Source organism: Dyella sp., assembly GCF_035685805.1.
Lineage (GTDB): Bacteria > Pseudomonadota > Gammaproteobacteria > Xanthomonadales > Rhodanobacteraceae > Dyella_A.
In genome coordinates, this window is record NZ_DASSAB010000049.1 from 47,600 (window position 1) to 67,647 (window position 20,048).

At 64.7% G+C, this 20,048-nt stretch carries 20 protein-coding genes and 6 tRNA genes; 22 read left to right on the forward strand and 4 right to left on the reverse strand.

Features of this window, described 5'->3' with window-relative positions; all coding sequences use genetic code 11:
* Positions 1-28: 28 nt before the first annotated feature.
* From eno to truD, 6 genes are read left to right on the forward strand one after another with little or no spacing between them, the layout of a single operon-like run.
* Positions 29-1,342 (forward strand): phosphopyruvate hydratase, encoded by a 1,314-nt coding sequence (gene eno, locus VFG40_RS14725; protein WP_324898820.1) that lies wholly within the window; start codon positions 29-31, stop codon positions 1,340-1,342.
* A 16-nt stretch (positions 1,343-1,358) separates the two neighbouring features.
* Positions 1,359-1,694 carry a cell division protein FtsB gene (ftsB, locus tag VFG40_RS14730; RefSeq protein ID WP_324898822.1) on the forward strand — a complete coding sequence of 112 codons (336 nt, stop codon included), beginning with the start codon at positions 1,359-1,361 and terminating at the stop codon, positions 1,692-1,694.
* Positions 1,691-2,386 carry a 2-C-methyl-D-erythritol 4-phosphate cytidylyltransferase gene (ispD, locus tag VFG40_RS14735; RefSeq protein WP_324898824.1) on the forward strand — a complete coding sequence of 232 codons (696 nt, stop codon included), beginning with the start codon at positions 1,691-1,693 and terminating at the stop codon, positions 2,384-2,386. The genes ftsB and ispD overlap by 4 nt, the downstream gene beginning before the upstream one ends.
* Before the next feature lie 19 nt (positions 2,387-2,405).
* Positions 2,406-2,879 (forward strand): 2-C-methyl-D-erythritol 2,4-cyclodiphosphate synthase, encoded by a 474-nt coding sequence (gene ispF, locus VFG40_RS14740; RefSeq protein WP_324898826.1) that lies wholly within the window; start codon positions 2,406-2,408, stop codon positions 2,877-2,879.
* Positions 2,876-4,330: a magnesium transporter gene (mgtE, locus tag VFG40_RS14745; RefSeq protein ID WP_324898828.1), complete on the forward strand. Its 1,455-nt coding sequence runs from the start codon at positions 2,876-2,878 to the stop codon at positions 4,328-4,330. The genes ispF and mgtE overlap by 4 nt, the downstream gene beginning before the upstream one ends.
* Positions 4,331-4,367: 37 nt before the next feature.
* Positions 4,368-5,390, forward strand: a complete 1,023-nt coding sequence (gene truD, locus VFG40_RS14750) for a tRNA pseudouridine(13) synthase TruD (protein ID WP_324898830.1) — start codon at positions 4,368-4,370, stop codon at positions 5,388-5,390.
* A 53-nt stretch (positions 5,391-5,443) separates the two neighbouring features.
* Here truD and VFG40_RS14755 read toward each other — a convergent pair whose 3' ends face one another.
* Positions 5,444-5,989 (reverse strand): Smr/MutS family protein, encoded by a 546-nt coding sequence (locus tag VFG40_RS14755; protein ID WP_324898833.1) that lies wholly within the window; start codon positions 5,987-5,989, stop codon positions 5,444-5,446.
* 154 nt (positions 5,990-6,143) lie between these two features.
* Between VFG40_RS14755 and surE the strand changes: the two genes are divergently transcribed.
* Genes surE through VFG40_RS14775 form a run of 4 tightly spaced genes read left to right on the forward strand, consistent with a single transcriptional unit; the run spans position 6,144 to position 9,168 of the window.
* The gene (gene surE / locus VFG40_RS14760; RefSeq protein ID WP_324898835.1) at positions 6,144-6,923 is read left to right on the forward strand and encodes a 5'/3'-nucleotidase SurE; all 780 of its coding nucleotides are present in this window, start codon (positions 6,144-6,146) and stop codon (positions 6,921-6,923) included.
* 4 nt (positions 6,924-6,927) lie between these two features.
* Positions 6,928-7,608 carry a protein-L-isoaspartate(D-aspartate) O-methyltransferase gene (locus VFG40_RS14765; RefSeq protein WP_324898837.1) on the forward strand — a complete coding sequence of 227 codons (681 nt, stop codon included), beginning with the start codon at positions 6,928-6,930 and terminating at the stop codon, positions 7,606-7,608.
* A complete protein-coding gene (locus tag VFG40_RS14770) occupies positions 7,608-8,213 on the forward strand; it encodes a YqaA family protein (RefSeq protein ID WP_324898839.1) in 606 nt (201 codons plus the stop codon). The genes VFG40_RS14765 and VFG40_RS14770 overlap by 1 nt, the downstream gene beginning before the upstream one ends.
* Positions 8,214-8,259: 46 nt before the next feature.
* Entirely contained in the window at positions 8,260-9,168 is a 909-nt protein-coding gene (locus VFG40_RS14775; RefSeq protein WP_324898841.1) for a peptidoglycan DD-metalloendopeptidase family protein, read from the forward strand.
* 3 nt (positions 9,169-9,171) lie between these two features.
* On the opposite strand, the gene VFG40_RS14780 is transcribed toward VFG40_RS14775, so the two are convergent.
* Together VFG40_RS14780 and yhbY are read right to left on the reverse strand one after the other, a co-directional pair.
* Positions 9,172-9,561 carry an Mth938-like domain-containing protein gene (locus tag VFG40_RS14780; RefSeq protein ID WP_324898843.1) on the reverse strand — a complete coding sequence of 130 codons (390 nt, stop codon included), beginning with the start codon at positions 9,559-9,561 and terminating at the stop codon, positions 9,172-9,174.
* Entirely contained in the window at positions 9,561-9,857 is a 297-nt protein-coding gene (gene yhbY / locus VFG40_RS14785) for a ribosome assembly RNA-binding protein YhbY (protein WP_324898881.1), read from the reverse strand. Before yhbY ends, VFG40_RS14780 begins: the two co-directional genes overlap by 1 nt.
* Before the next feature lie 82 nt (positions 9,858-9,939).
* On the opposite strand from yhbY, the gene rlmE reads away from it, so the two are divergent.
* The 12 genes from rlmE (at position 9,940) to lon (ending at position 19,876) form a co-directional block, all read left to right on the forward strand.
* On the forward strand, positions 9,940-10,590 hold the full coding sequence (gene rlmE, locus VFG40_RS14790) for a 23S rRNA (uridine(2552)-2'-O)-methyltransferase RlmE (protein ID WP_324898845.1): 651 nt from the start codon (positions 9,940-9,942) through the stop codon (positions 10,588-10,590).
* Complete coding sequence (gene ftsH, locus VFG40_RS14795; protein WP_324898847.1) at positions 10,587-12,518, forward strand: ATP-dependent zinc metalloprotease FtsH; 1,932 nt, start codon at positions 10,587-10,589, stop codon at positions 12,516-12,518. The genes rlmE and ftsH overlap by 4 nt, the downstream gene beginning before the upstream one ends.
* Positions 12,519-12,753: 235 nt before the next feature.
* Positions 12,754-12,830: transfer RNA gene (locus tag VFG40_RS14800), tRNA-Arg, on the forward strand.
* Positions 12,831-12,999: 169 nt separating this feature from the next.
* Positions 13,000-13,076 (forward strand) — tRNA-Pro (locus VFG40_RS14805).
* A gap of 25 nt (positions 13,077-13,101) precedes the next feature.
* Positions 13,102-13,178, forward strand: a tRNA-Arg gene (locus tag VFG40_RS14810).
* A gap of 15 nt (positions 13,179-13,193) precedes the next feature.
* Positions 13,194-13,270, forward strand: a tRNA-His gene (locus tag VFG40_RS14815).
* Between the two features lie 12 nt (positions 13,271-13,282).
* A tRNA-Lys gene (locus tag VFG40_RS14820) sits at positions 13,283-13,358 on the forward strand.
* Positions 13,359-13,627: 269 nt separating this feature from the next.
* Positions 13,628-13,712, forward strand: a tRNA-Leu gene (locus VFG40_RS14825).
* An 89-nt stretch (positions 13,713-13,801) separates the two neighbouring features.
* Positions 13,802-15,094 carry a trigger factor gene (tig, locus tag VFG40_RS14830; protein WP_324898883.1) on the forward strand — a complete coding sequence of 431 codons (1,293 nt, stop codon included), beginning with the start codon at positions 13,802-13,804 and terminating at the stop codon, positions 15,092-15,094.
* Positions 15,095-15,153: 59 nt separating this feature from the next.
* Positions 15,154-15,777: an ATP-dependent Clp endopeptidase proteolytic subunit ClpP gene (clpP, locus tag VFG40_RS14835; protein ID WP_414649312.1), complete on the forward strand. Its 624-nt coding sequence runs from the start codon at positions 15,154-15,156 to the stop codon at positions 15,775-15,777.
* A gap of 108 nt (positions 15,778-15,885) precedes the next feature.
* Positions 15,886-17,178, forward strand: a complete 1,293-nt coding sequence (clpX, locus tag VFG40_RS14840) for an ATP-dependent Clp protease ATP-binding subunit ClpX (RefSeq protein WP_324898851.1) — start codon at positions 15,886-15,888, stop codon at positions 17,176-17,178.
* Positions 17,179-17,344: 166 nt separating this feature from the next.
* Positions 17,345-19,876 carry an endopeptidase La gene (gene lon, locus VFG40_RS14845; protein WP_324898853.1) on the forward strand — a complete coding sequence of 844 codons (2,532 nt, stop codon included), beginning with the start codon at positions 17,345-17,347 and terminating at the stop codon, positions 19,874-19,876.
* Here lon and VFG40_RS14850 read toward each other — a convergent pair.
* On the reverse strand, positions 19,870-20,040 hold the full coding sequence (locus VFG40_RS14850; protein ID WP_324898855.1) for a hypothetical protein: 171 nt from the start codon (positions 20,038-20,040) through the stop codon (positions 19,870-19,872). The two genes, lon and VFG40_RS14850, sit on opposite strands and share 7 nt — an antisense overlap.
* Between the last annotated feature and the right edge of the window lie 8 nt (positions 20,041-20,048).

Here is a 20,048-nt window from a genome sequence, read left to right on the forward strand (position 1 = left end):
TCCACACGACTGACCTTACGGACGCCCCATGACCACCGAGATCACCCGCATCCACGCTCGCGAAATCCTCGACTCCCGCGGCAATCCCACGCTGGAGGCCGAAGTCACCCTGGCCGGCGGCGGCTTTGGTCGTGCCGCGGTGCCCAGCGGCGCCTCCACCGGCACCCGCGAGGCGGTAGAGCTGCGCGACGGTGACAAGGCGCGTTACGGCGGCAAGGGCGTGAAGACGGCCGTCGGCCACGTCAACGGCGCCATCGCCAGTGCGCTGAAAGGCTTCGATGCGGCCAACCAGGGCGGGCTCGACGCCAAGCTGATCAACCTCGACGGCTCGCCGAACAAGGGCAAGCTGGGCGCCAATGCGCTGCTGGGCGTCTCCATGGCTGCCGCGCATGCCGTGGCGGCCCAGCGCAAGCTGCCGCTGTGGCGCTACCTGGCCGAGATCAACGGCACCACCGGCAAGCCCGGCATGCTGCCGGTGCCGATGATGAACATCATCAACGGCGGCGAGCACGCGGACAACAACATCGACGTGCAGGAATTCATGGTGCTGCCGGTGGGCATGCCCACGTTTGCCGAGGCGCTGCGCGCCGGCGCGGAGATCTTCCATGCGCTCAAGAGCGTGCTCAAGGGCAAGGGCCTGAACACGGCGGTGGGCGACGAGGGCGGCTTTGCGCCGAACCTGCGTTCCAACATCGAGGCGCTGGACACCATCATCGAGGCGATCACCAGGACCGGCTACAAGGTCGGCAGCGAGATCCTGCTGGGCCTCGATGCCGCAAGCTCCGAGTTCTACAAGGACGGCAAGTACGACCTGGCCGGCGAGGGCAAGCAGTACACCTCCGAGCAGTTCGTTGACCTGCTGGCCGGCTGGGCGAAGCAGTACCCCATCGTGACGATCGAGGACGGCATGGCCGAGGGCGACTGGGCCGGCTGGAAGCTGCTCACCGAAGCCATCGGCGATCGCGTGCAGGTGGTCGGCGACGATCTCTTCGTCACCAACCCGACGATCTTCCGCGAGGGCATCGAGAAGAAGATCGCGAACTCGATCCTGATCAAGGTGAACCAGATCGGCACCCTGTCCGAGACGCTGGAAGCCATCGCCATGGCCGACGCGGCGAAGTACTCGGCGGTGATCTCGCATCGCTCCGGCGAGACCGAGGACACCACCATCGCCGATATCGCGGTGGCCACCACGGCGACCCAGATCAAGACCGGCTCGCTGTGCCGCAGCGATCGCGTGGCCAAGTACAACCAGTTGCTGCGCATCGAGGAGCAGTTGGGCACCGAGGCCCGCTACGCCGGGCGTCATGCGTTCCCCAACCTCGCGCGTCTGCCCGGCTGAGCCGGACCCGACCGCCATGTTGCGCTGGGTCGCGCTGATCCTGCTGGTCATGTTGATCGCCCTGCAGATGAAGCTGTGGAGCGACGCCGGCGGCATGCGTGAGGTCGAGGCACTGCGTGCAGCGGTGAAGAAGCAAGCCGAGGACAACCGCCACCTGCAGCAGCGCAACCAGGCGCTGGCCGCGGACGTGGCCGACCTGAAAGAGGGCGAGCAGGCGGTAGAGGCACGCGCGCGTGCAGAGCTGGGCCTGATCAAGCCGGGCGAAACCTTCTACCAGGTGGTTGAAAAGCCCGCGGGCGTGGATGCCTCGTCGCCTGCGGCGGCCGCTACCGCGGATGATCCGCGGCCATGAGCACCGCGCCACTGTGGTGCGTGGTCCCGGCCGCCGGGCGCGGTGCGCGCGTGGGCGGTGACCGCCCCAAGCAGTACCTGCCGATCGCGGGCCGCGCGCTCATCGAACACACGCTGGAGCGGCTCGCCACGCATCCACGCATCGCAGGTCTGATGGTGATCCTGGCGCCGGATGACGGATTCTGGCCCGGCTTCGAGCAACTTCACGGCACGCCGGTGCGGGTCGCGACGGGTGGTGCGGAGCGCTCCGACTCGGTGCTCGCCGGGCTCGAGGCGCTGCCGGCCGAGGTTCACGCGGACGACTTCGTGCTGGTGCACGACGCAGCGCGCCCGTGCGTGCGTGCCGCGGACATCACCCGTTTGATCGCACACGCCGGCGCTGGCGACGGCGGGCTGCTCGGGGCGCCGCTACGCGATACGCTCAAGCGCGCCGACCGCCAGCACCACAGCATTGCAACCGAGCCGCGCGAGCTGCGCTGGCGCGCTTTCACGCCACAGATGTTCCGGCGTGGTCCACTGGCCGCGGCGCTGCGTGCCTGCAGCGCCGAAGGCATCGCGGTGAGCGACGAGGCGATGGCGATGGAGAGCGCCGGACACGCGCCGCTGCTGGTGGAGGGGGCGGAAGACAATCTCAAGGTGACTACCGCCGCGGATTACGCGCTGGCCGAGTTCCTGCTGGCGAGGACGTCGTGATGGATGAGGGTATGCAGGCGTGAGGATCGGCCAGGGTTTCGACGTACATGCATTCGGCGCGGGCGAGTTCGTCACGCTGGGCGGCGTGCGGGTGCCGCACGACCGCGGCGTTACCGCGCATTCCGACGGCGACGTGGTGATCCATGCCCTCTGTGACGCCATTTTCGGGGCCCTCGCGCTGGGTGACATCGGCAAGCACTTTCCGCCTTCGGACGAACAATGGCGTGGGGCTGACAGTCGCGTGTTCCTGCGTCATGCCGCTGCGCTGATGGTCGACCAGGGCTACCGCCTCGGCAACGCCGACGTCACGGTGATCGCCGAGGCGCCGAAGGTCGGGCCGCATGCCGCGGCCATGCGCGCTCACCTCGCTGCCGACCTCGGATGCGCAGTCGACCGGATCAGCATCAAGGCCACCACCACCGAGCGGCTCGGCTTCACCGGCCGTGGCGAAGGCATCGCCGCGCAAGCCTGCGTGCTGCTGGAGCGCGCATGAGCGAAACCGAGGCCCGCGGTTCCGGCAACCGGCTGCACGAGCAGCTGGAAACCATTGTCGAGCTGTTGCGGCAGCAGTCGCGCATGCGCGACGAGCTGGACGAGCTGCGCGACGCCGGCGCAAGCCCGGTGGACCGCGCGCCCATTGCCGAAGCCCTGAAGGACAGCGCCGAGGTGCTGCAGCAGCAGCTCGATCCGCTGCATCCGGCGGATATCGCCTTCATCCTCGAGTCGCTGCCGCTGGATGACCGCATTGCGGTATGGCAACGCGTGCGCGCGGATCGTGACGGCGAGATCCTGCTGGAGGTATCCGATTCGGTCCGCGAATCGCTGATCGCGGACATGGATCAGGGCGAGATCATGGCGGCGGTCGAGCCGCTGGACGCGGACGAACTGGCCGACCTGGTCGAAGACCTGCCCACCGAGGTGCTGCCCGAGCTGATGGCCAGCCTCGATGCGCAGCAGCGCGAGCGCGTGCAGTCGGCGCTGTCTTACGAGGAAGACCAGCTCGGCGCGTTGATGGACTTCGAGATGGTGACCATCCGGGAGGATGTGAGCCTGGAAACGGTGCTGCGCTACCTGCGCCGCTTCGAGGAGCTGCCCGCGCAGACCGACAAGCTGTTCGTGGTCAACAGCGACAACCTGCTCACCGGCGTGCTGCCGCTGCACTGGTTGCTGGTCAACTCCCCGGACAAGATGGTCGGCGAGGTGATGGCGCCGGACGTCAACACGTTCCATCCGCATGACGATGCCTACGAGGTCGCCCAGGCGTTCGAGCGCTACGACCTGGTCACGGCGCCGGTGGTGGACGAAGGCGGCCACCTGATCGGACGCATCACCGTGGACGCCATGGTCGACGTGATCCGCGAGGAAGGCGAGAGCGAAGCGCTCAGCCGCGGCGGCTTGCGCGAGGAGGAGGACATCTTCGCCTCGGTCTGGGCCAGCCTGCGCAACCGCTGGTCGTGGCTGGCGATAAACCTGGTGACTGCCTTCATCGCCTCGCGCGTGATCGGCCTGTTCGAGGGCTCGATCCAGAAGCTGGTGGCGCTGGCCACGCTGATGCCGATCGTGGCCGGCATCGGCGGCAATTCCGGCAACCAGACCATCACCATGATCGTGCGGGCCATGGCGCTGAACCAGATCACCCCAGACAGCGCCCGGCGACTCTGGCGCAAGGAGCTGGCCGTGTCGCTGTTCAACGGGCTGGTGTGGGGTGGCGTGATCGGGGTGGTGTCGTACCTGCTGTACAGCAACGTCGCGCTCGGCGTGGTGATGACCGCCGCCATGACGCTGAACCTGCTGCTGGCGGCCTTCGCCGGGGTCGGCATCCCGATGCTGATGACCCGCTTTGGCCGCGACCCGGCGCTGGGCTCCAGTGTGCTGATCACCGCCATGACCGACAGTGGCGGTTTCTTCATTTTTCTCGGTCTGGCCACGCTGTTCCTGATGTAGCCGACCGTTCTTGCGGCCGGTCTGCCGGCGGAGCGCGATGCCTGTTTCCGAACTTCCCACCGCCTACGGCGCCGTGCCGCTGACGGCACGCCTGCGCACCACGCCCGAAGACTTCGTGGTGGAGGAGATCCTCGGCTACGACGCCGAAGGGCAGGGCGAGCACGCACTGTTGTGGGTGGAAAAGCGCGGCGCCAACACCGACTGGGTGGCGCGTGAGTTGGCGAAGTTCGCCGACGTCGCGCCGATGAACGTCGGTTACGCCGGCTTGAAAGACCGTCATGCGGTGACCCGCCAGACCTTCTCGGTGCAGCTGCCGGGGCGCCCTGATCCGGACTGGTCCGCATTTCCGCACGCGGAGGTTCGCGTGCTGGCAGCGACGCGGCATAGCCGCAAGCTCAAGCGCGGCGCCCTGCGTGGCAACCGCTTCGTGTTGATCCTGCGTGATGTGCAGGGCGTGCGGGAGGAGGCCGAGCGGGTGCTGCAGCAGATTGCCGCCCGCGGCGTCCCGAACTACTTCGGCGAGCAGCGCTTCGGCCGCGAGGGCGGCAACCTGGCGCAGGCGCGTGCCATGTTCGCCGGACGCCGGATCGACCGGGACAAGCGTTCGTTCCTGCTCTCGGCGGCGCGCTCGCAGATCTTCAACAGCGTGCTGGCCAGCCGCGTGGAGCAGGGCAGCTGGGACACCGCGCTGGAAGGAGAGATCTGGGCGCTGGCCGGATCGCGCTCGTGGTTCGGCCCGGAGCCGTTCGACGGCGCGCTGGCTGCGCGGCTATCCCAGGGCGACATTCATCCGTCCGGCCCGCTCTGGGGCGATGGCGAGCCACCGACCACCGGCGAGGTGGGGGCTCTGGAACGGGCCGTCGCCGCTGGCTATGCCGACCTCGCGCAGGGCCTTGCCAGGGCGCGGATGGATCAGGAGCGCCGGGCCCTGCGCCTGATGCCGAGGGAACTGCGCTGGCGCTGGCTCGATGACGCAGCGCTGGAACTGGCGTTCGAACTCCCTGCCGGCGCTTACGCGACGGTGGTGGTGCGGGAGCTGGCGACGGAGCCGGCCGCTTAAGCAGGTGTTGCCAGCGCCTCTGGTGCCGCTGACCGACTGCCCCAGAGCGAACGCTAGCGTTTCAGCAACACGACCACCGCGCCGGTGCCCCCCAGGGCGGGGCGTGCGGAGGCGAAGGCGATCACCTCGTCGCGCCGTCGCAGCATGCGGTCGGTGAGTGCCTTGAGCACGGGCCCGGCCGCCTTGGACCGCAACCCCTTGCCGTGCACGATGCGCACGCAGCGAAGTCCGGCACGCCGTGCTTCGGCGAGGAAGTCGGTGATGCTCGCCTGCGCCGCGGCCGCGTTCATGTGGTGCAGGTCCAGATCGTCCTGCACGCTGAAGTGCCCGCGCTTGAGTTGCTTCAGCAGCTTGGGCGGATACCCGTCGTGCAGGAAGCTCAGTTCCTCGCCCACCTCCAGCAGCGCGGGGTCGAACGCCATGTCGAGCAGCTCGCCAGGTACGGCCGCCTCGTCCTGTTCGAACATGCGGGCTCGCGGCGGCGGTTTCGGCGCTGGCGGCGGCCCGGCCACGGCGTCGAACTGGCGGACCTCGCCGATGGCTTCCCGGAATAACCTGGCGTCGTCGTCGGTGATCCGCGTTGGCGTGCGCCCTTTCATGCGCCCATGCTACCCAAACTGAGCAGGCGCCGCGGCGCGAGGATTACCGGCGACGCGATGAAACCGGCGACACCCTCGGTTAGACTCGCCCTCTTGCACTCAGGCATTGCAGCCGGCTCCACCGCTGCCTGCCAACGGCTTTCGACGGATCAACATGCGAGTTCTGGTAAGCAACGATGATGGCGTGGATGCACCGGGCATCCGCGTGCTCGCCGAGCGTCTCGGCGCGGTGGGTGAGGTGACCGTGGTCGCGCCGGACCGTGACCGCTCTGGCGCCAGCAATTCGCTGACGCTCGATGCACCGATCCGGGTGCTGCGGATGGACAACGGCTTCTATCGGGTCGCAGGTACCCCTACCGACTGCGTGCACCTGGCCCTGGCGGGGTTGCTCGAGGAGGAACCGCACATCGTCGTGTCGGGCATCAACAATTCGGCCAACCTTGGCGACGACGTGATCTATTCGGGCACCGTCTCTGCCGCCATGGAAGGGCGTTTCCTTGGGTTGCCGGCGATCGCGGTATCGCTGGCCAGTCGCGACCATCGCGGCGAGCACTACGAGTCAGCGGCGCGAGCCGTGGTGATGCTGATGGAGCGGCTGCTGGTCGATCCGCTGCCCGCGGACACCATCCTCAACGTCAACGTGCCGGACCTGCCATGGGAGCAGATCCAGGGGTTCGAGGTGGCACGCCTGGGCAAGCGCCATCGCGCGGATGCATGCATCGAGCAGACCGATCCGCGCGGTCGTCCGATGTGGTGGATCGGCCCGGCGGGTGACGCGGAAGACGACGGCCCGGGTACCGATTTCCACGCGGTGCGCCGGGGCTATGTCTCGGTCACGCCGATCCACGTCGACCTGACCCGTTACCAGGCGCTGGAGAAGGTCAGCGGCTGGATGCAGGCGATGACCGCCGCAATCGACGCCCCGGCGGCCTGACGCGATGAACATCCATCCGCTGCCGCCATCGGCTCTCAAGGGCGAAGGGATGACGTCCCAGCGCGCGCGCGACCGCCTTGCGTCCGCACTGAAGGAAGGCGGGATCCGCGACGCCCGCGTGATCGACGTGATCCGCCATCTTCCACGGCATCATTTCATCGACCAGGCGCTGCACTCGCGCGCGTACGAGAACACCGCGCTGCCGATCGGCCACGGCCAGACCATCTCGCAGCCGTGGGTCGTGGCGCGCATGACCGAGGCCCTGCTCGAGTTCGGGATGCCGCAGAAAGTGCTGGAGATCGGCACCGGCTCGGGCTACCAGGCCGCGGTGCTGTCAGCGCTGGTACCGAAGGTCTACACGGTCGAGCGAATCGAGGAACTGCTGCGCCAGGCGCGTCGGCGATTCCGTCAGCTGGGCATCGAGAATCTCCGCTCGCGCCATGACGACGGCAAGCTTGGCTGGCCTGACGAGGGCCCGTTTGATGCCGTCATCCTCACGGCCGCGGGTGACGCCATTCCGCACGCGATCCTGGATCAGATGACGCCCACGGGGGTGCTGGTGGCTCCGGTCGGTTCCCCAAGCAGCCAGACGCTCATCCGCATCCGCGGCGATGGGCAGGGCGACTTCGTCCAGGAAGAACTCGGCGCAGTCAGCTTCGTTCCGCTGCTGGGCGGCATCGGCTGATGCGCCTGTTCGGGGCGCTGTACGCACGAGCACTGGTCTGGGCGCGTCATCCGCAATCGGTCTACTACCTGTGCGGCTTGAGCTTCGTGGAGGCTTTCATCTTCCCGGTGATGCCCGAGGTGATGCTGGCGCCGATGATGCTCGGCAAGCGCCATCGTGCCTTCTTCTACGCCAACCTCAGCCTGGTGTTTTCGCTGCTCGGGTCACTGGTCGGCTACGCGCTCGGGCACTGGGCTTACGAGGGAATCCGGCCGCTGCTCAGCGACGGCATGCAACAAACCATCGGCACATGGGTGGAGCACCTTCGTGCCGACATGGCCCAGCACTGGCTGGCGATGCTCGGCGCGCTGATGCTCGCTGCCTTGCAGCCGGTGATTCCAATGAAGTTCGTCACCTGGGCCGCCGGTATCGTCGGTGTGCCGCTGCTGCCGTTCCTGGCCTGCATGGCGATTGGACGCGGCAAGCGCGTGTGGCTGCTTGCCTTGCTGGTACGTCTGGTGGGGGAACGCGCGGAGCAGATCCTGCGCAAGAACATCGAGTGGATCGGCTGGGCTGCGATTGCGCTGCTCGGCGCGTTGCTCGCCTGGTGGTTGTGGCCGCGCTGAGCTCGCACCTGCTGCCTTTTCATAGGAAACACGCGCGGTGCTCGCTATGCTCAACGGCATGAAAGGAACCTGTTACGCCGCCACGATCGTGGCTGTCGCTTTTGCCATCAGCGCGTGCGGAACCCGCCGCTCCGTCGTGATACAGCCCGCCTCAGGTCGACCGGCGCGCGCGGTGGACCATCCCGTGCGCAATGTCGGCACCAGCGGGATCTACCGAGTGAGCAAGGGCGACACGCTGTACTCCATCGCCTTCCGCCATGGGCAGGACTTTCGCGACGTCGCCCGCTGGAACAGCATCGCACCGCCGTACACCATCTGGCCCGGGCAGCAGCTCGTGCTGCACGCGCCGACTGTCTCGCGAGCAGCCGCCCCGGTGGCGTCAGTGCGCCCGCCCGCCCGCCCACCCGCCGCTCGTCCCCCGGCCATTCCCGAACCTCGCCCGGCGGTTGCAGTAGCCGTGCCGGCGCCAGCTGCACCAGCTGCAGTAGTCGACAACGTGCCGGTTGCTGGCGTGCCGCCGGCCGTTCCGCCACCGCCGCCGCCGGCCGCTCCGGTTCCAGCCGCTGGCGGCTCGAGGTCGATCGGCGGCGTGAGCTGGCGCTGGCCAGCAGACGGTTCGCTGGTCAAGGGGTTCCGCAGCGGCGATGCAATCCCTGGTATCGAGATCGGGGGCGCGTCGGGTAGCCCTGTGCGTGCCGCGGCCGATGGGGTGGTGGTTTACAGCGGCAACGGTCTGGTGGGATATGGCGAGTTGGTGATCGTCAAGCACAGCGACGATTTCCTGTCCGCATACGGCCACAATCGGAAGCGGCTGGTCAAAGAGGGACAGCGGGTGACGGCCGGGCAGCAGATCGCCGAAATGGGATCGACCGGTGCAGCGCGCGACGAGTTGCAGTTCCAGATCCGCCGCAACGGCAATCCGGTCAATCCGCTGGACTACCTGCCGCCGCGCTGAATGTCACCGTGCCGGCGAGCGGCCGGCAAGGATGAAGCCCACCACCACCCGCCGCCCTTCTCCGGCAAGAAGGTCGTAGGTGCGAGCCGCTGCGGCGTTGTCCATGACCTCGATGCCAATGCCCTGGCGCAGGAAAGCCGCCAGAAATGCCGCGGGCGGAAAGCTCTGGCGCACGCCGGTGCCCAGCAGCACCAGCTCCGGCTGCAGCTCGAGCACGGCCTCGGCGTGCTTCACCTCCAGCGTGCTGGCGGAGGCCGCTGGCCATCCCTCAATCAGGCGGTCGGGCGCCAGCAGAAAACTTTGGTCGAGCTCCCGGTCCACCACCGTGACAGTCTCCTGGCTCGTGCGACGCACGAAAAGGAACGACTCGGGGCGATCAAGCGACAGATCCATCAGCGGGGCAGAGCCAGCTTGGGGTCGTCGGCGTTGCGTCGGAACAGCACCACGACGTGCCCGATCTGCTGCACGCTCTCCGCGCCGCTCCCTCCCGCGAGGAACTCGATCTGGGCCTGACGCTCCTCCTTGTCACCGCCAGACAGCTTTACCTTGACCAGCTCATGATGTGACAGCGCGAGATCGAGTTCCTTCAGCACGGCGTCGGTCGCTCCCTTGGCGCCGAGCAGGATAACCGGACTCAGGTCGTGGGCGAGGCTGCGCAGATAGCGCTGTTGCGAGGGGGAAAGGGCCATACGGTGCGGAGCTCGATTCGCTGTCGGTTGGCCGCAAAGGGTATCATGCAGGCCATTTTCCGTATCTGTGACGTTGCCGATCATGTCTCGCAGCAAAAGCAGTTCCCGCTGGCTGCGGGAGCATTTCGACGATGTCTATGTGAAGAAGGCCCAGGCGGAGGGGGTGCGTTCCCGCGCGGTCTACAAGCTCGAGGAGCTGATCGAGCGCGACCGGCTGCTCAAGCCCGGCATCTCCGTGGTCGACCTGGGTGCGGCGCCGGGAAGCTGGTCCCAACTGGTGCGCCAGCGTCTGGGCGACTCGGGCAAGGTAGTGGCACTGGATATCCTGCCCATGCAGGGCATCGCCGGGGTCGATTTTCTGCAAGGCGACTTCCGCGAGGCGGACGTGTTGACGCAGCTTGAGGCGCGACTGGAAGGCCAGAAGGTCGATCTTGTGCTGTCCGATATGGCCCCCAATATGAGTGGCGTGGCGCTGGCGGATCAGATCCGGTCCATGGATCTGGCCGAACTGGCGCTCGATTTCAGCCGGCAGTGGCTCAAGCCGGGAGGCTCGTTCCTGATCAAGTTGTTTCAGGGAGCGGGTTTCGATGATTACCTTCGCAGCTTGCGCGCGAACTTTTCGCGCGTGACTATGCGTAAACCTAAAGCCTCACGCGCTCGGTCGCGCGAGGTGTACGCGCTGGCTGTCGGGCTCAAGCCCGGCACCGCGCCATCCGGCGGGAACCGTGCATGAACGAGATGGCTAAAAATCTATTGCTCTGGCTGATCATCGCGGTGGTGCTCATCGCCGTGTTCCAGAGCTTCAATCCGCATGGCGGCGCCTCTTCTGATTTGGCCTACAGCGCCTTCGTCCAGAACGTGGACAACGGCAACGTGTCCAGCGCGACCATCAGTGCGGAGAATCCGGCCACCATCAGCGGCAAGCTGAAGGATGGCAGCGCCTTCCGCACGGTGGCGCCGGTGCTCGGCTTTTCCACCAACTCCGTGGTCAAGCAGATGCAGGACAAGGGCGTGGAGGTTCGCCAGGATGCCGCTCCCGGTTTCTCCCTGGTCAACCTTCTGGTGAGCTGGCTGCCGGTCATCCTGATCGCGGGCGTGTTCATCTGGTTCATGCGCCAGATGCAGTCCGGCGGCGGCGGGCGTGGCGCGATGAGCTTCGGCCGCTCGCGGGCCAAGCTGCAGGGCGAGGACCAGGTAAAGGTCAATTTCACCGACGTCGCAGGGTGTGACGAAGCCAAGGAAGAAGTGGGCGAGCTGGTCGAGTTCCTGCGTGATCCCGGCAAGTTCCAGAAGCTCGGAGGCAAGATTCCGCGCGGCGTGCTGATGGTCGGCCCGCCTGGAACCGGCAAGACCCTGCTGGCGAAGGCCATCGCAGGCGAAGCTAAAGTGCCGTTCTTCTCGATCTCAGGTTCGGACTTCGTGGAGATGTTCGTTGGCGTGGGCGCCAGTCGCGTGCGCGACATGTTCGAGCAGGCCAAGAAGCATGCGCCGTGCATCATCTTTATTGACGAGATCGACGCGGTTGGCCGTCATCGCGGCGCCGGGCTGGGCGGCGGTCACGACGAGCGCGAGCAGACCCTTAACCAGCTGCTGGTTGAGATGGACGGCTTTGAAGGCACGGAAGGGATCATCGTGATTGCCGCGACCAATCGACCGGACGTGCTTGATCCTGCGCTGCTGCGACCGGGCCGGTTCGACCGCCAGGTGGTGGTCGGCCTGCCGGATGTGAAGGGGCGCGAGCAGATCCTTCAGGTGCACCTGCGCAAGGTGCCCATGGCCACCGACGTGAACGCAATGGTGATCGCCCGTGGCACGCCGGGTTTTTCTGGTGCCGACTTGGCCAACCTAGTGAACGAGGCGGCCCTGTTCGCGGCGCGGGAGAATGCGCGAGAGGTGCGCATGACCCATCTCGACAAGGCGCGCGACAAGATCCTGATGGGTGCCGAGCGCCGCTCGATGGCGATGAGCGAGGACGAGAAGAAGCTCACCGCTTACCACGAGGCGGGGCACGCCATCATCGGGCGCCTGGTGCCGGAACATGACCCGGTCTACAAGGTCACCATCATTCCTCGTGGGCGCGCGCTCGGCGTGACCATGTACCTGCCCGAGGGTGACAAGTACAGCATCAACCGCGTGGCGATCCAGTCGCAGCTCTGCTCCTTGTACGGCGGTCGTGTCGCGGAAGAGCTCATATTCGGCGCCGACAAGGTCACGACCGGTGCGTCGAATGACATCGAACGCGCTACCAAGATGGCGCGTAACATGGCGACCAAGTGGGGGCTTTCCGACGAGCTGGGCCCGATCACGTACGGTGAGGACGAGGACGAGGTGTTCCTGGGCCGGTCGGTGACGCAGCACAAGAGCATCTCCAACGAGACCGCGAGCAAGATCGACGAAGTCGTGCGCAACATTCTCGACCGAGCCTATGCCCGCAGCACGCAGCTGCTCACCGACAACATCGACAAGTTGCACGTGATGGCGGAGGCGTTGCTCCAGTACGAAACGATCGATGCACATCAGATCGACGACATCATGGCGGGACGCGAACCTGGCCCGCCGGCTGACTGGACCAAGAGCGGCCCTGCAGGCCCCGTGCCGCCGCTGCCCCCTCGCGGTGATGCAGGTTCCACCAAGCTCGGAAATCCCGCCATCCAGAGCTGATGGCTCGTCGATGGACGCAAAGAAGAGCGCCGCATCGATTGCGGCGTTTTTTTTTTGGCCGTCCAAACGGCGGCGGTCGGGGAGCTCTGGGGGGCGTGGTCGACACGCCCGGGAAAAGAATTCGAAAAAATTTGGCGAAAGGTGTTGACGCCCGCGTGCAGTATCTGAATAATTCCGCTTCTTGCTTCGGCGGTCACCACTTCGGTGGTTCGCCAAGGTTACGAGTTTTTAGTGTGCGCCCGTAGCTCAGTTGGATAGAGTACCAGGCTACGAACTTGGTGGTCGGGAGTTCGAATCTCTCCGGGCGCACCATTTTTTCCGGATCTGCTTGCGGTAACGGCAGACCCACATGCGGGGCAAGTCATCGCCTCGCAGCCGGACGGCGACGAAGTTCGGTGTGCTCACGATACGGATTGACTGATAGCGATGTCACCCGTAGCATTCGAAAGCTTCGCGTAGCGAAGGTGATGAGTGTTTTAGGCGGGGTATAGCTCAGTCTGGTAGAGCGTTGCGTTTGGGACGCAAAAGTCGGGGGTTCGAATCCCTCTGCCCCGACCACGCTAGGCTCTTCCGTGCGGTGACTGCGCCTGTAGCTCAACCGGATAGAGCATCGGCCTTCTAAGCCGACGGTTGCAGGTTCGAGTCCTGTCGGGCGCGCCAACAAAACGTTTTACGGTGGGCGTAGCTCAGCTGGTTAGAGTCCCGGATTGTGATTCCGGATGTCGTGGGTTCGAATCCCATCGCTCACCCCAATTTAAGTTTCAGGGCCGTTAGCTCAGTTGGTAGAGCAGTTGACTCTTAATCAATTGGTCGTAGGTTCGAATCCTACACGGCCCACCAATGAAGCCAGAACGCCGGTCGATTTCGACCGGCGTTTTGCTTTTCAGGGACCTGCTCGGCAAGCGCTTCGTCGGCCACTTCGTGCCTTTGCGCCGATGCTTGTGCTTGGGCGTGGCGCGATCCTAAAATGTCGAGCTTTCGTGCAAGGGAATCATCGACTTAGCGCCGAACCCCAGTGGGCTTCTAGGGTCTCGTCTTCACGCGCTCCGCCGCGTCAGGAGGATTGCCCGTAGAATCCTAAGGTTGCCGGTGTCTGATGCGGTGGCGAAGCGAAAGTGGCGGAACTGGTAGACGCACCAGATTTAGGTTCTGGCGGGTAACACCGTGCGGGTTCGAGTCCCGCCTTTCGCACCATCCCGTAGGTCTTTTCATGTTGATGGCGGCAGAAAATGCCGCAGGGCCGGTGTCCGGCCATCATTACCCAAGGTTATCCAGGAGTCGTCATGCAGGTTTCGGTTGAGAACGTGGGCAAGCTCGAGCGCAAGCTCACGGTGAAGTTTCCCGCCGAGCGCTATGAGTCGCAGGTGTCCGCGCGCATCGCAGAGATGGGCCGCACGGTCCGCCTCAAGGGCTTTCGCCCGGGCAAGGTGCCGACGACCGTGATCCAGCAGCGTTTCGGCGCCCAGGTGCGCGGCGAGGTTCTTTCGGATCTGATTGGCAGCACCTTGCGCGAGGCGTTCGACAAGGAGAATCTTCGCCCGGTCGCCAATCCTGCCATCGACACCACCGGCAAGCCCGAGAACGGCGAGATTGCCTATACGGCGACCTTCGAGGTGATGCCCGAATTCCCCGAGGTCGACGTCGCCTCGCTGGAGATCAAGCGGCCCGTTGCCCAGGTTGCCGACGCCGACATCGAGAAGATGGTCGAAACGCTGCGTCAGCAGCGGCGCACGTTCGAGCTGGTCGATCGTCCTTCGAAGGAGGGCGATTTCGTGATGTTCGAGTACGCCGCCCAGGCGGGCGAGTATCGCTTCCCGGTCGAGGGTCTGGAGCGCGCTGGCAGCGTGCTTGGATCGGGCACCCTGTTCAAGGCTCTGGATGAGGCGCTGACCGGGCACAAGGCGGACGAGTCGTTCGAGAGCAACATCGACTTTCCGGCCGATTTCCGCAACGAACAGCTGGCGGGCAAGACCGCCTCGGTCAGCTTCAACATCGTCAAGGTGCAGGAGCCGCAGCTGCCGGAGGTCGACGGCGAGTTCGCCAAGCTGTTCGGGATTGCCGACGGCGACCTCGAGATGTTCCGCAAGGAAGTCCGGGCGAACCTGGAGCGCGAGCTTAAGGCGACGCTGATGGCCCGCCTGAAGTCCGAAGTGGCCGAAAAGCTCGCCGAGGCCTACGGTGAGACGGAGGTGCCGAACCTGATGATCCAGTCCGAAGCCCGTAATCTCGCAGCCGGTAGCGTGCCCAAGGGACAGCAGCCGCCGCAGGCGCTGGTCGAGGCAGCGACTCCGATGGCACGCAAGCGCGTTCTGGCCGGGCTGCTGATGGGTGAGATAGCACGCAAGCAGTCGCTCGCCATCGATCGCAAGCGCGTTGCCGAGCAGTTGGCGGCTATCGCGTCGACTTACGAAGAGCCCGAGCAGGTCATTGAACTGTACAACTCCGATCCCCAACTCATGTCCGGGTTGCAGAACCGCGTGATGGAAGATCAGGTGGCCGAGTGGGTGGCGGAGCATGCCATCACCACCGACCAGAACCTCAGCTTCGACGAGGTGATGCGCCCGGCGGGTGCCTGAGCCGTACTATCTCAGGCTGCGTCAACAGGCCCAATTACCGGAGAGCCGCAAGCATGACCATGGAATCGATCAAGAGTCTCAACCTGGTGCCCATGGTCGTCGAACAGACGGCTCGCGGTGAGCGTTCTTACGATATTTACTCGCGTCTGCTCAAAGAGCGGGTGATCTTTCTGGTCGGCGAGGTGAACGATCACGTTGCCAATCTGCTGGTGGCGCAGATGCTGTTCCTGGAATCGGAGAACCCGGAGAAGGACATCCACCTGTACATCAACAGCCCCGGCGGTGCCGTAACGGCCGGTCTGGCGATCTACGACACGATGCAGTTCATCAAGCCGGACGTCAGCACCATGTGCATCGGGCAGGCATGCAGTGCGGCATCGTTGCTTTTGATGGCCGGTGCCAAGGGCAAGCGTTATTCGTTGCCCAATTCCCGCGTGATGATCCACCAGCCCTCCGGTGGCGCCCGCGGCCAGGCAACCGATATCGAAATCCAGGCCCAGGAGATTCTCTACCTGCGCCGTCGCCTCAACCAGATCTACGTCGATCACACCGGGCAGCCGCTGGACAAGATCGAGCGCGATATGGAGCGTGACCGCTTCATGAGCGCCGAGGCAGCGGTCGAGTACGGACTCATCGACTCGGTCCTCGACCGACGCGCCGGCGAGAGCGTCAAGTCGGCCTGAGCGAGGCCCTTCCAGCAGGCTGTATGAGCGTGCTCCGCGTCTGGATTCAGGCGCGGAGCCGTGTGTTATTCTCAAACCGAAAACCGGTTACATGGCAGGATCATTAGCATGAGCGACGAGCGGCAAGGGCGGTCCACGGACACCGGCAAGATTCTCTATTGCTCGTTCTGCGGCAAGAGCCAGCACGAAGTCCGCAAGCTGATCGCCGGCCCGTCGGTGTTCATCTGCGACGAGTGCGTCGAGCTTTGCAACGACATCATCCGCGAGGAGCTTGAGGAGAAGGCCGCTTCCGGCCGCACCCAGCTGCCCAAGCCCCGCGAGATCATGGAAACCCTCGACCAGTACGTGGTCGGGCAGACCCGCGCCAAGAAGTCGCTGGCGGTGGCGGTCTACAACCACTACAAGCGGATGGAGTCTCGCCAGAAGAGCGACGAGATCGAGTTGGGCAAGTCCAACATCCTGTTGATCGGCCCGACCGGTTCCGGCAAGACGTTGCTGGCGGAAACGCTCGCACGACTGTTGAATGTGCCGTTCACGATCGCTGATGCCACCACTCTCACCGAGGCAGGATACGTCGGTGAGGACGTGGAGAACATCATCCAGAAGCTCCTGCAGAAGTGCGATTACGACGTTGAGAAGGCCCAATCGGGCATTGTCTACATCGATGAAATCGACAAGATTTCACGCAAGAGCGAGAACCCCTCCATCACACGGGACGTCTCCGGCGAGGGCGTGCAGCAGGCCCTGTTGAAGTTGATCGAGGGTACCTTGGCTTCGGTGCCGCCCCAGGGCGGGCGCAAGCATCCGCAGCAGGAGTTCCTGCAGGTAGACACCAAGAACATTCTCTTCATCTGTGGCGGTGCGTTTGCCGGTCTGGAGAAGGTGATCCAGCAGCGCTCCGAGACCACCGGCATTGGCTTCTCTGCGGAAGTTCGATCCAAGGAGCGTACGTCTAACCTTGGCAAGGTGCTGGCGGATGTGGAGCCGGCCGACCTCGTGCGGTTTGGGTTGATTCCCGAGTTCGTGGGTCGTCTTCCGGTAGTGGCCACGCTGGACGAGCTGGATGAACCCGCCTTGGTGAAGATCCTTACCGAGCCGAAGAATGCGGTAACCAAGCAGTTCCGCAAGCTGTTCGAAATGGAGGGCGCGGAGTTGGAGTTCCGCCCGGAGGCGCTGCAGGCTATCGCGAAGAAAGCGCTCAAGCGCAAGACGGGAGCACGCGGCTTGCGGACCATTCTCGAGCAGGTTCTTCTGGACACCATGTACGAGTTGCCGTCGCTCGAGCACGTGAGCAAGGTTGTCGTCGATGACGCCGTCATCGAGGGCCAGGCGGAACCCTATCTTATCTACCGCGGCAATCTGCAGCAGCGGGCGGTGGGCGAGGGCAGCGGCGCAGCCTGAGCGGCTCTGTCGCGTATCACGCAGCGAAAGCCCGGACATCGTTCCGGGCTTTTTCGTTTGGTCCTATGTACTTGTGGACACCGTCGAAAGACTCCACTTGACGGGATAGTGTCCCCGGCGCAGTGTCGGGGCAGGCTTGAGCGAGACTGCTAGGAAACCTTTCATCATGGCGAAAAGTGCATCTTCCCCCACCGCCACCTTCGTCGCGTCCGCCACGCTGGACGCGCTGCCCGTGTTGCCGTTGCGGGACGTGGTGGTCTATCCGCACATGGTGATCCCGCTGTTTGTCGGCCGGGACAAGTCCATGCGCGCGCTGGAGCGAGCGATGGAGGGCGAGCGACAGATTCTGCTGGTCGCGCAGAAGAGCCCGGACATCGACGATCCCGAGATTGCCGACCTGCACGAGGTAGGCACTCTTGCGGGGGTACTGCAATTGCTGAAGCTCCCGGACGGCACTGTGAAAGTACTGGTCGAGGGGCAGTCGCGCGTGGCGATTGACAATTTCCGAGATGACGGCGGCATGCTGACCGCGCAGTCTCACGTGATCGAGCCGGTCTACAGCACCAAGGAGCGTGAGCTGGACGTGGTGTCGCGCACGCTCACTTCGCTGTTCGAGCAGTTGGTCAAGCAAAGTCGCAAGTTGCCACCCGAAGTGCTCGCGACGCTCTCCGGCATCGAAGACCCGTCGCGTCTGGCCGATTCGATTGCCGCGCATCTCTCGGTCCGCATGGCTGACAAGCAACGTGTGCTTGAGACGGCAGACGTCGGTCAGAGGCTCGAGCTGTTGATCGGTCTCGTTGACGGAGAGATGGATCTGCAGCAGGTCGAGAAGCGGATCCGCGGCCGCGTGAAGTCGCAGATGGAGAAGAGCCAGCGCGAGTATTACCTCAACGAGCAGATGAAGGCGATCCAGAAGGAGCTCGGCGAGGGCGAGGATGGCCTGAACGAGGTTGAGGAACTGCAGCGCCGGATCGATGCCGCGGGCATGCCTAAGGCGGTACTTGCCAAGGCACGGCAGGAGTTCAACAAGCTCAAGCAGATGTCGCCGATGTCCGCCGAGGCCACGGTGGTGCGCAACTACCTGGACTGGCTGGTCGGCGTGCCTTGGAAGAAGCGCTCCAAGGTGCACAAGGATCTGCAGCTGGCGCAAGACGTGCTGGACGCCGACCACTTCGGGTTGGAGAAGGTCAAGGAGCGCATCCTCGAATATCTGGCGGTGCAGCAGCGGGTGAACGCCATGAAGGGTCCGATCCTGTGCTTGGTGGGGCCGCCCGGCGTAGGCAAAACGTCGCTCGGACAGTCCATCGCCAAGGCGACCAACCGCAAGTTTGTGCGCATGAGCCTGGGCGGTGTGCGCGACGAGGCTGAAATCCGTGGTCATCGGCGAACCTACATCGGATCCATGCCGGGCCGGATCGTGCAGAACCTCAACAAGGTGGGAGCGAAGAATCCGCTGTTCGTGCTGGACGAGATCGACAAGATGTCGATGGACTTCCGCGGCGACCCTTCATCGGCGTTGCTTGAAGTGCTCGATCCGGAGCAGAACCATGCGTTCAACGATCACTATCTGGAAGTGGATCTGGACCTCTCCGAGGTGATGTGGATCGCGACTGCGAACTCGCTGAACATCCCGGGGCCGTTGCTCGATCGCATGGAGGTCATCCGCATCCCCGGTTATACCGAGGACGAGAAGCTGGCGATTGCGCAGCGCTACCTGTTGCCCAAGCAGCTGAAGGCGAACGGACTGAAGCCGGAAGAGCTCAGCGTGGATGAGGAGGCGGTGCGCGACATCGTCCGCTACTACACACGCGAATCGGGCGTGCGCAACCTGGAGCGCGAGGTCTCGAAGATCTGCCGCAAGGTGGTAAAGGAGCTGACGCTCGGCGAGCTGGGAAAGAAGGCGGCGAAGAGTGCGGAAGCGAAGTCCAGGCCAGCGGCGAAGTCGGCGTCCGGCAAACGGTCCAAGAGCAAGGTGGTCGAGTCCGGCGTGGTCGTGACGGGCGAGAACCTTGAGCACTATCTGGGCGTGCGTCGCTTCGACTTCGGCCGCAAGGAACTTCAGAACGAGATTGGTCTGGTGACGGGCCTCGCGTGGACTCAGGTGGGCGGCGATCTTCTGAGCATCGAGGCCTCGGTGGTTCCAGGGAAAGGCCGGCTCGTGCACACCGGGCAGTTGGGCGACGTCATGAAGGAGTCGATCCAGGCAGCGCTGTCGGTGGTCCGAGCGCGTGCCGAGGCGCTCGGGATCGATCCCGAGTTCCATCAAAAACTTGATGTCCATATTCACGTTCCCGAGGGTGCCACGCCGAAAGATGGTCCCAGTGCAGGTATCGCCATGTGCACGGCGCTCGTCTCCGTGCTTACGCGTGTCCCCGTGCGCTCGGAGGTGGCAATGACTGGCGAGATCACCTTGCGCGGGCGAGTACTGCCCATCGGAGGGCTCAAGGAGAAGCTGCTGGCGGCGCACCGCGGCGGGATCACGACGGTGATCATTCCGGAGGAGAACAAGAAGGATCTCGCCGACATGCCCGCCAACATCACTTCGTCGCTGGACATCCATCCCGTGCGTTGGATCGACGAAGTACTCGACATTGCGCTGGAGCGCCCGCTACGGCCCGCGACAGGCAAGGGTGGCGAGATAGCGAAAGTCGAGGTCAAGCAGGAAGATCCGGCAGGCAGCCCTTCGCGAACTCACTGATCGAGGAAAAAACCAGCCAAAAAAACGCTCGGCTCGCCGGGCGTTTTTTTTGTGATTTGCAGCGCCATCAGCGTCCTGATTTCGAGCCCACTTTCGCTGGCGCTGTCAAGCGTCCAAAGGGATGATCCCAGGATGCGCAAGATCGCCGCAAAGCCTTGGTACAACTTGTATT

Bases quoted from the DNA above. Each gene is read 5' to 3' on its own strand.
- eno (WP_324898820.1), top strand. From the start codon at position 29: ATGACCACCGAGATCACCCGCATCCACGCTCGCGAAATCCTCGACTCC.
- ftsB (WP_324898822.1), top strand. From the start codon at position 1,359: ATGTTGCGCTGGGTCGCGCTGATCCTGCTGGTCATGTTGATCGCCCTG.
- ispD (WP_324898824.1), top strand. From the start codon at position 1,691: ATGAGCACCGCGCCACTGTGGTGCGTGGTCCCGGCCGCCGGGCGCGGT.
- mgtE (WP_324898828.1), top strand. From the start codon at position 2,876: ATGAGCGAAACCGAGGCCCGCGGTTCCGGCAACCGGCTGCACGAGCAG.
- truD (WP_324898830.1), top strand. From the start codon at position 4,368: ATGCCTGTTTCCGAACTTCCCACCGCCTACGGCGCCGTGCCGCTGACG.
- VFG40_RS14755 (WP_324898833.1), bottom strand. From the start codon at position 5,989: ATGAAAGGGCGCACGCCAACGCGGATCACCGACGACGACGCCAGGTTA.
- surE (WP_324898835.1), top strand. From the start codon at position 6,144: ATGCGAGTTCTGGTAAGCAACGATGATGGCGTGGATGCACCGGGCATC.
- VFG40_RS14765 (WP_324898837.1), top strand. From the start codon at position 6,928: ATGAACATCCATCCGCTGCCGCCATCGGCTCTCAAGGGCGAAGGGATG.
- VFG40_RS14770 (WP_324898839.1), top strand. From the start codon at position 7,608: ATGCGCCTGTTCGGGGCGCTGTACGCACGAGCACTGGTCTGGGCGCGT.
- VFG40_RS14775 (WP_324898841.1), top strand. From the start codon at position 8,260: ATGCTCAACGGCATGAAAGGAACCTGTTACGCCGCCACGATCGTGGCT.
- VFG40_RS14780 (WP_324898843.1), bottom strand. From the start codon at position 9,561: ATGGATCTGTCGCTTGATCGCCCCGAGTCGTTCCTTTTCGTGCGTCGC.
- yhbY (WP_324898881.1), bottom strand. From the start codon at position 9,857: ATGGCCCTTTCCCCCTCGCAACAGCGCTATCTGCGCAGCCTCGCCCAC.
- rlmE (WP_324898845.1), top strand. From the start codon at position 9,940: ATGTCTCGCAGCAAAAGCAGTTCCCGCTGGCTGCGGGAGCATTTCGAC.
- ftsH (WP_324898847.1), top strand. From the start codon at position 10,587: ATGAACGAGATGGCTAAAAATCTATTGCTCTGGCTGATCATCGCGGTG.
- tig (WP_324898883.1), top strand. From the start codon at position 13,802: ATGCAGGTTTCGGTTGAGAACGTGGGCAAGCTCGAGCGCAAGCTCACG.
- clpP (WP_414649312.1), top strand. From the start codon at position 15,154: ATGGAATCGATCAAGAGTCTCAACCTGGTGCCCATGGTCGTCGAACAG.
- clpX (WP_324898851.1), top strand. From the start codon at position 15,886: ATGAGCGACGAGCGGCAAGGGCGGTCCACGGACACCGGCAAGATTCTC.
- lon (WP_324898853.1), top strand. From the start codon at position 17,345: ATGGCGAAAAGTGCATCTTCCCCCACCGCCACCTTCGTCGCGTCCGCC.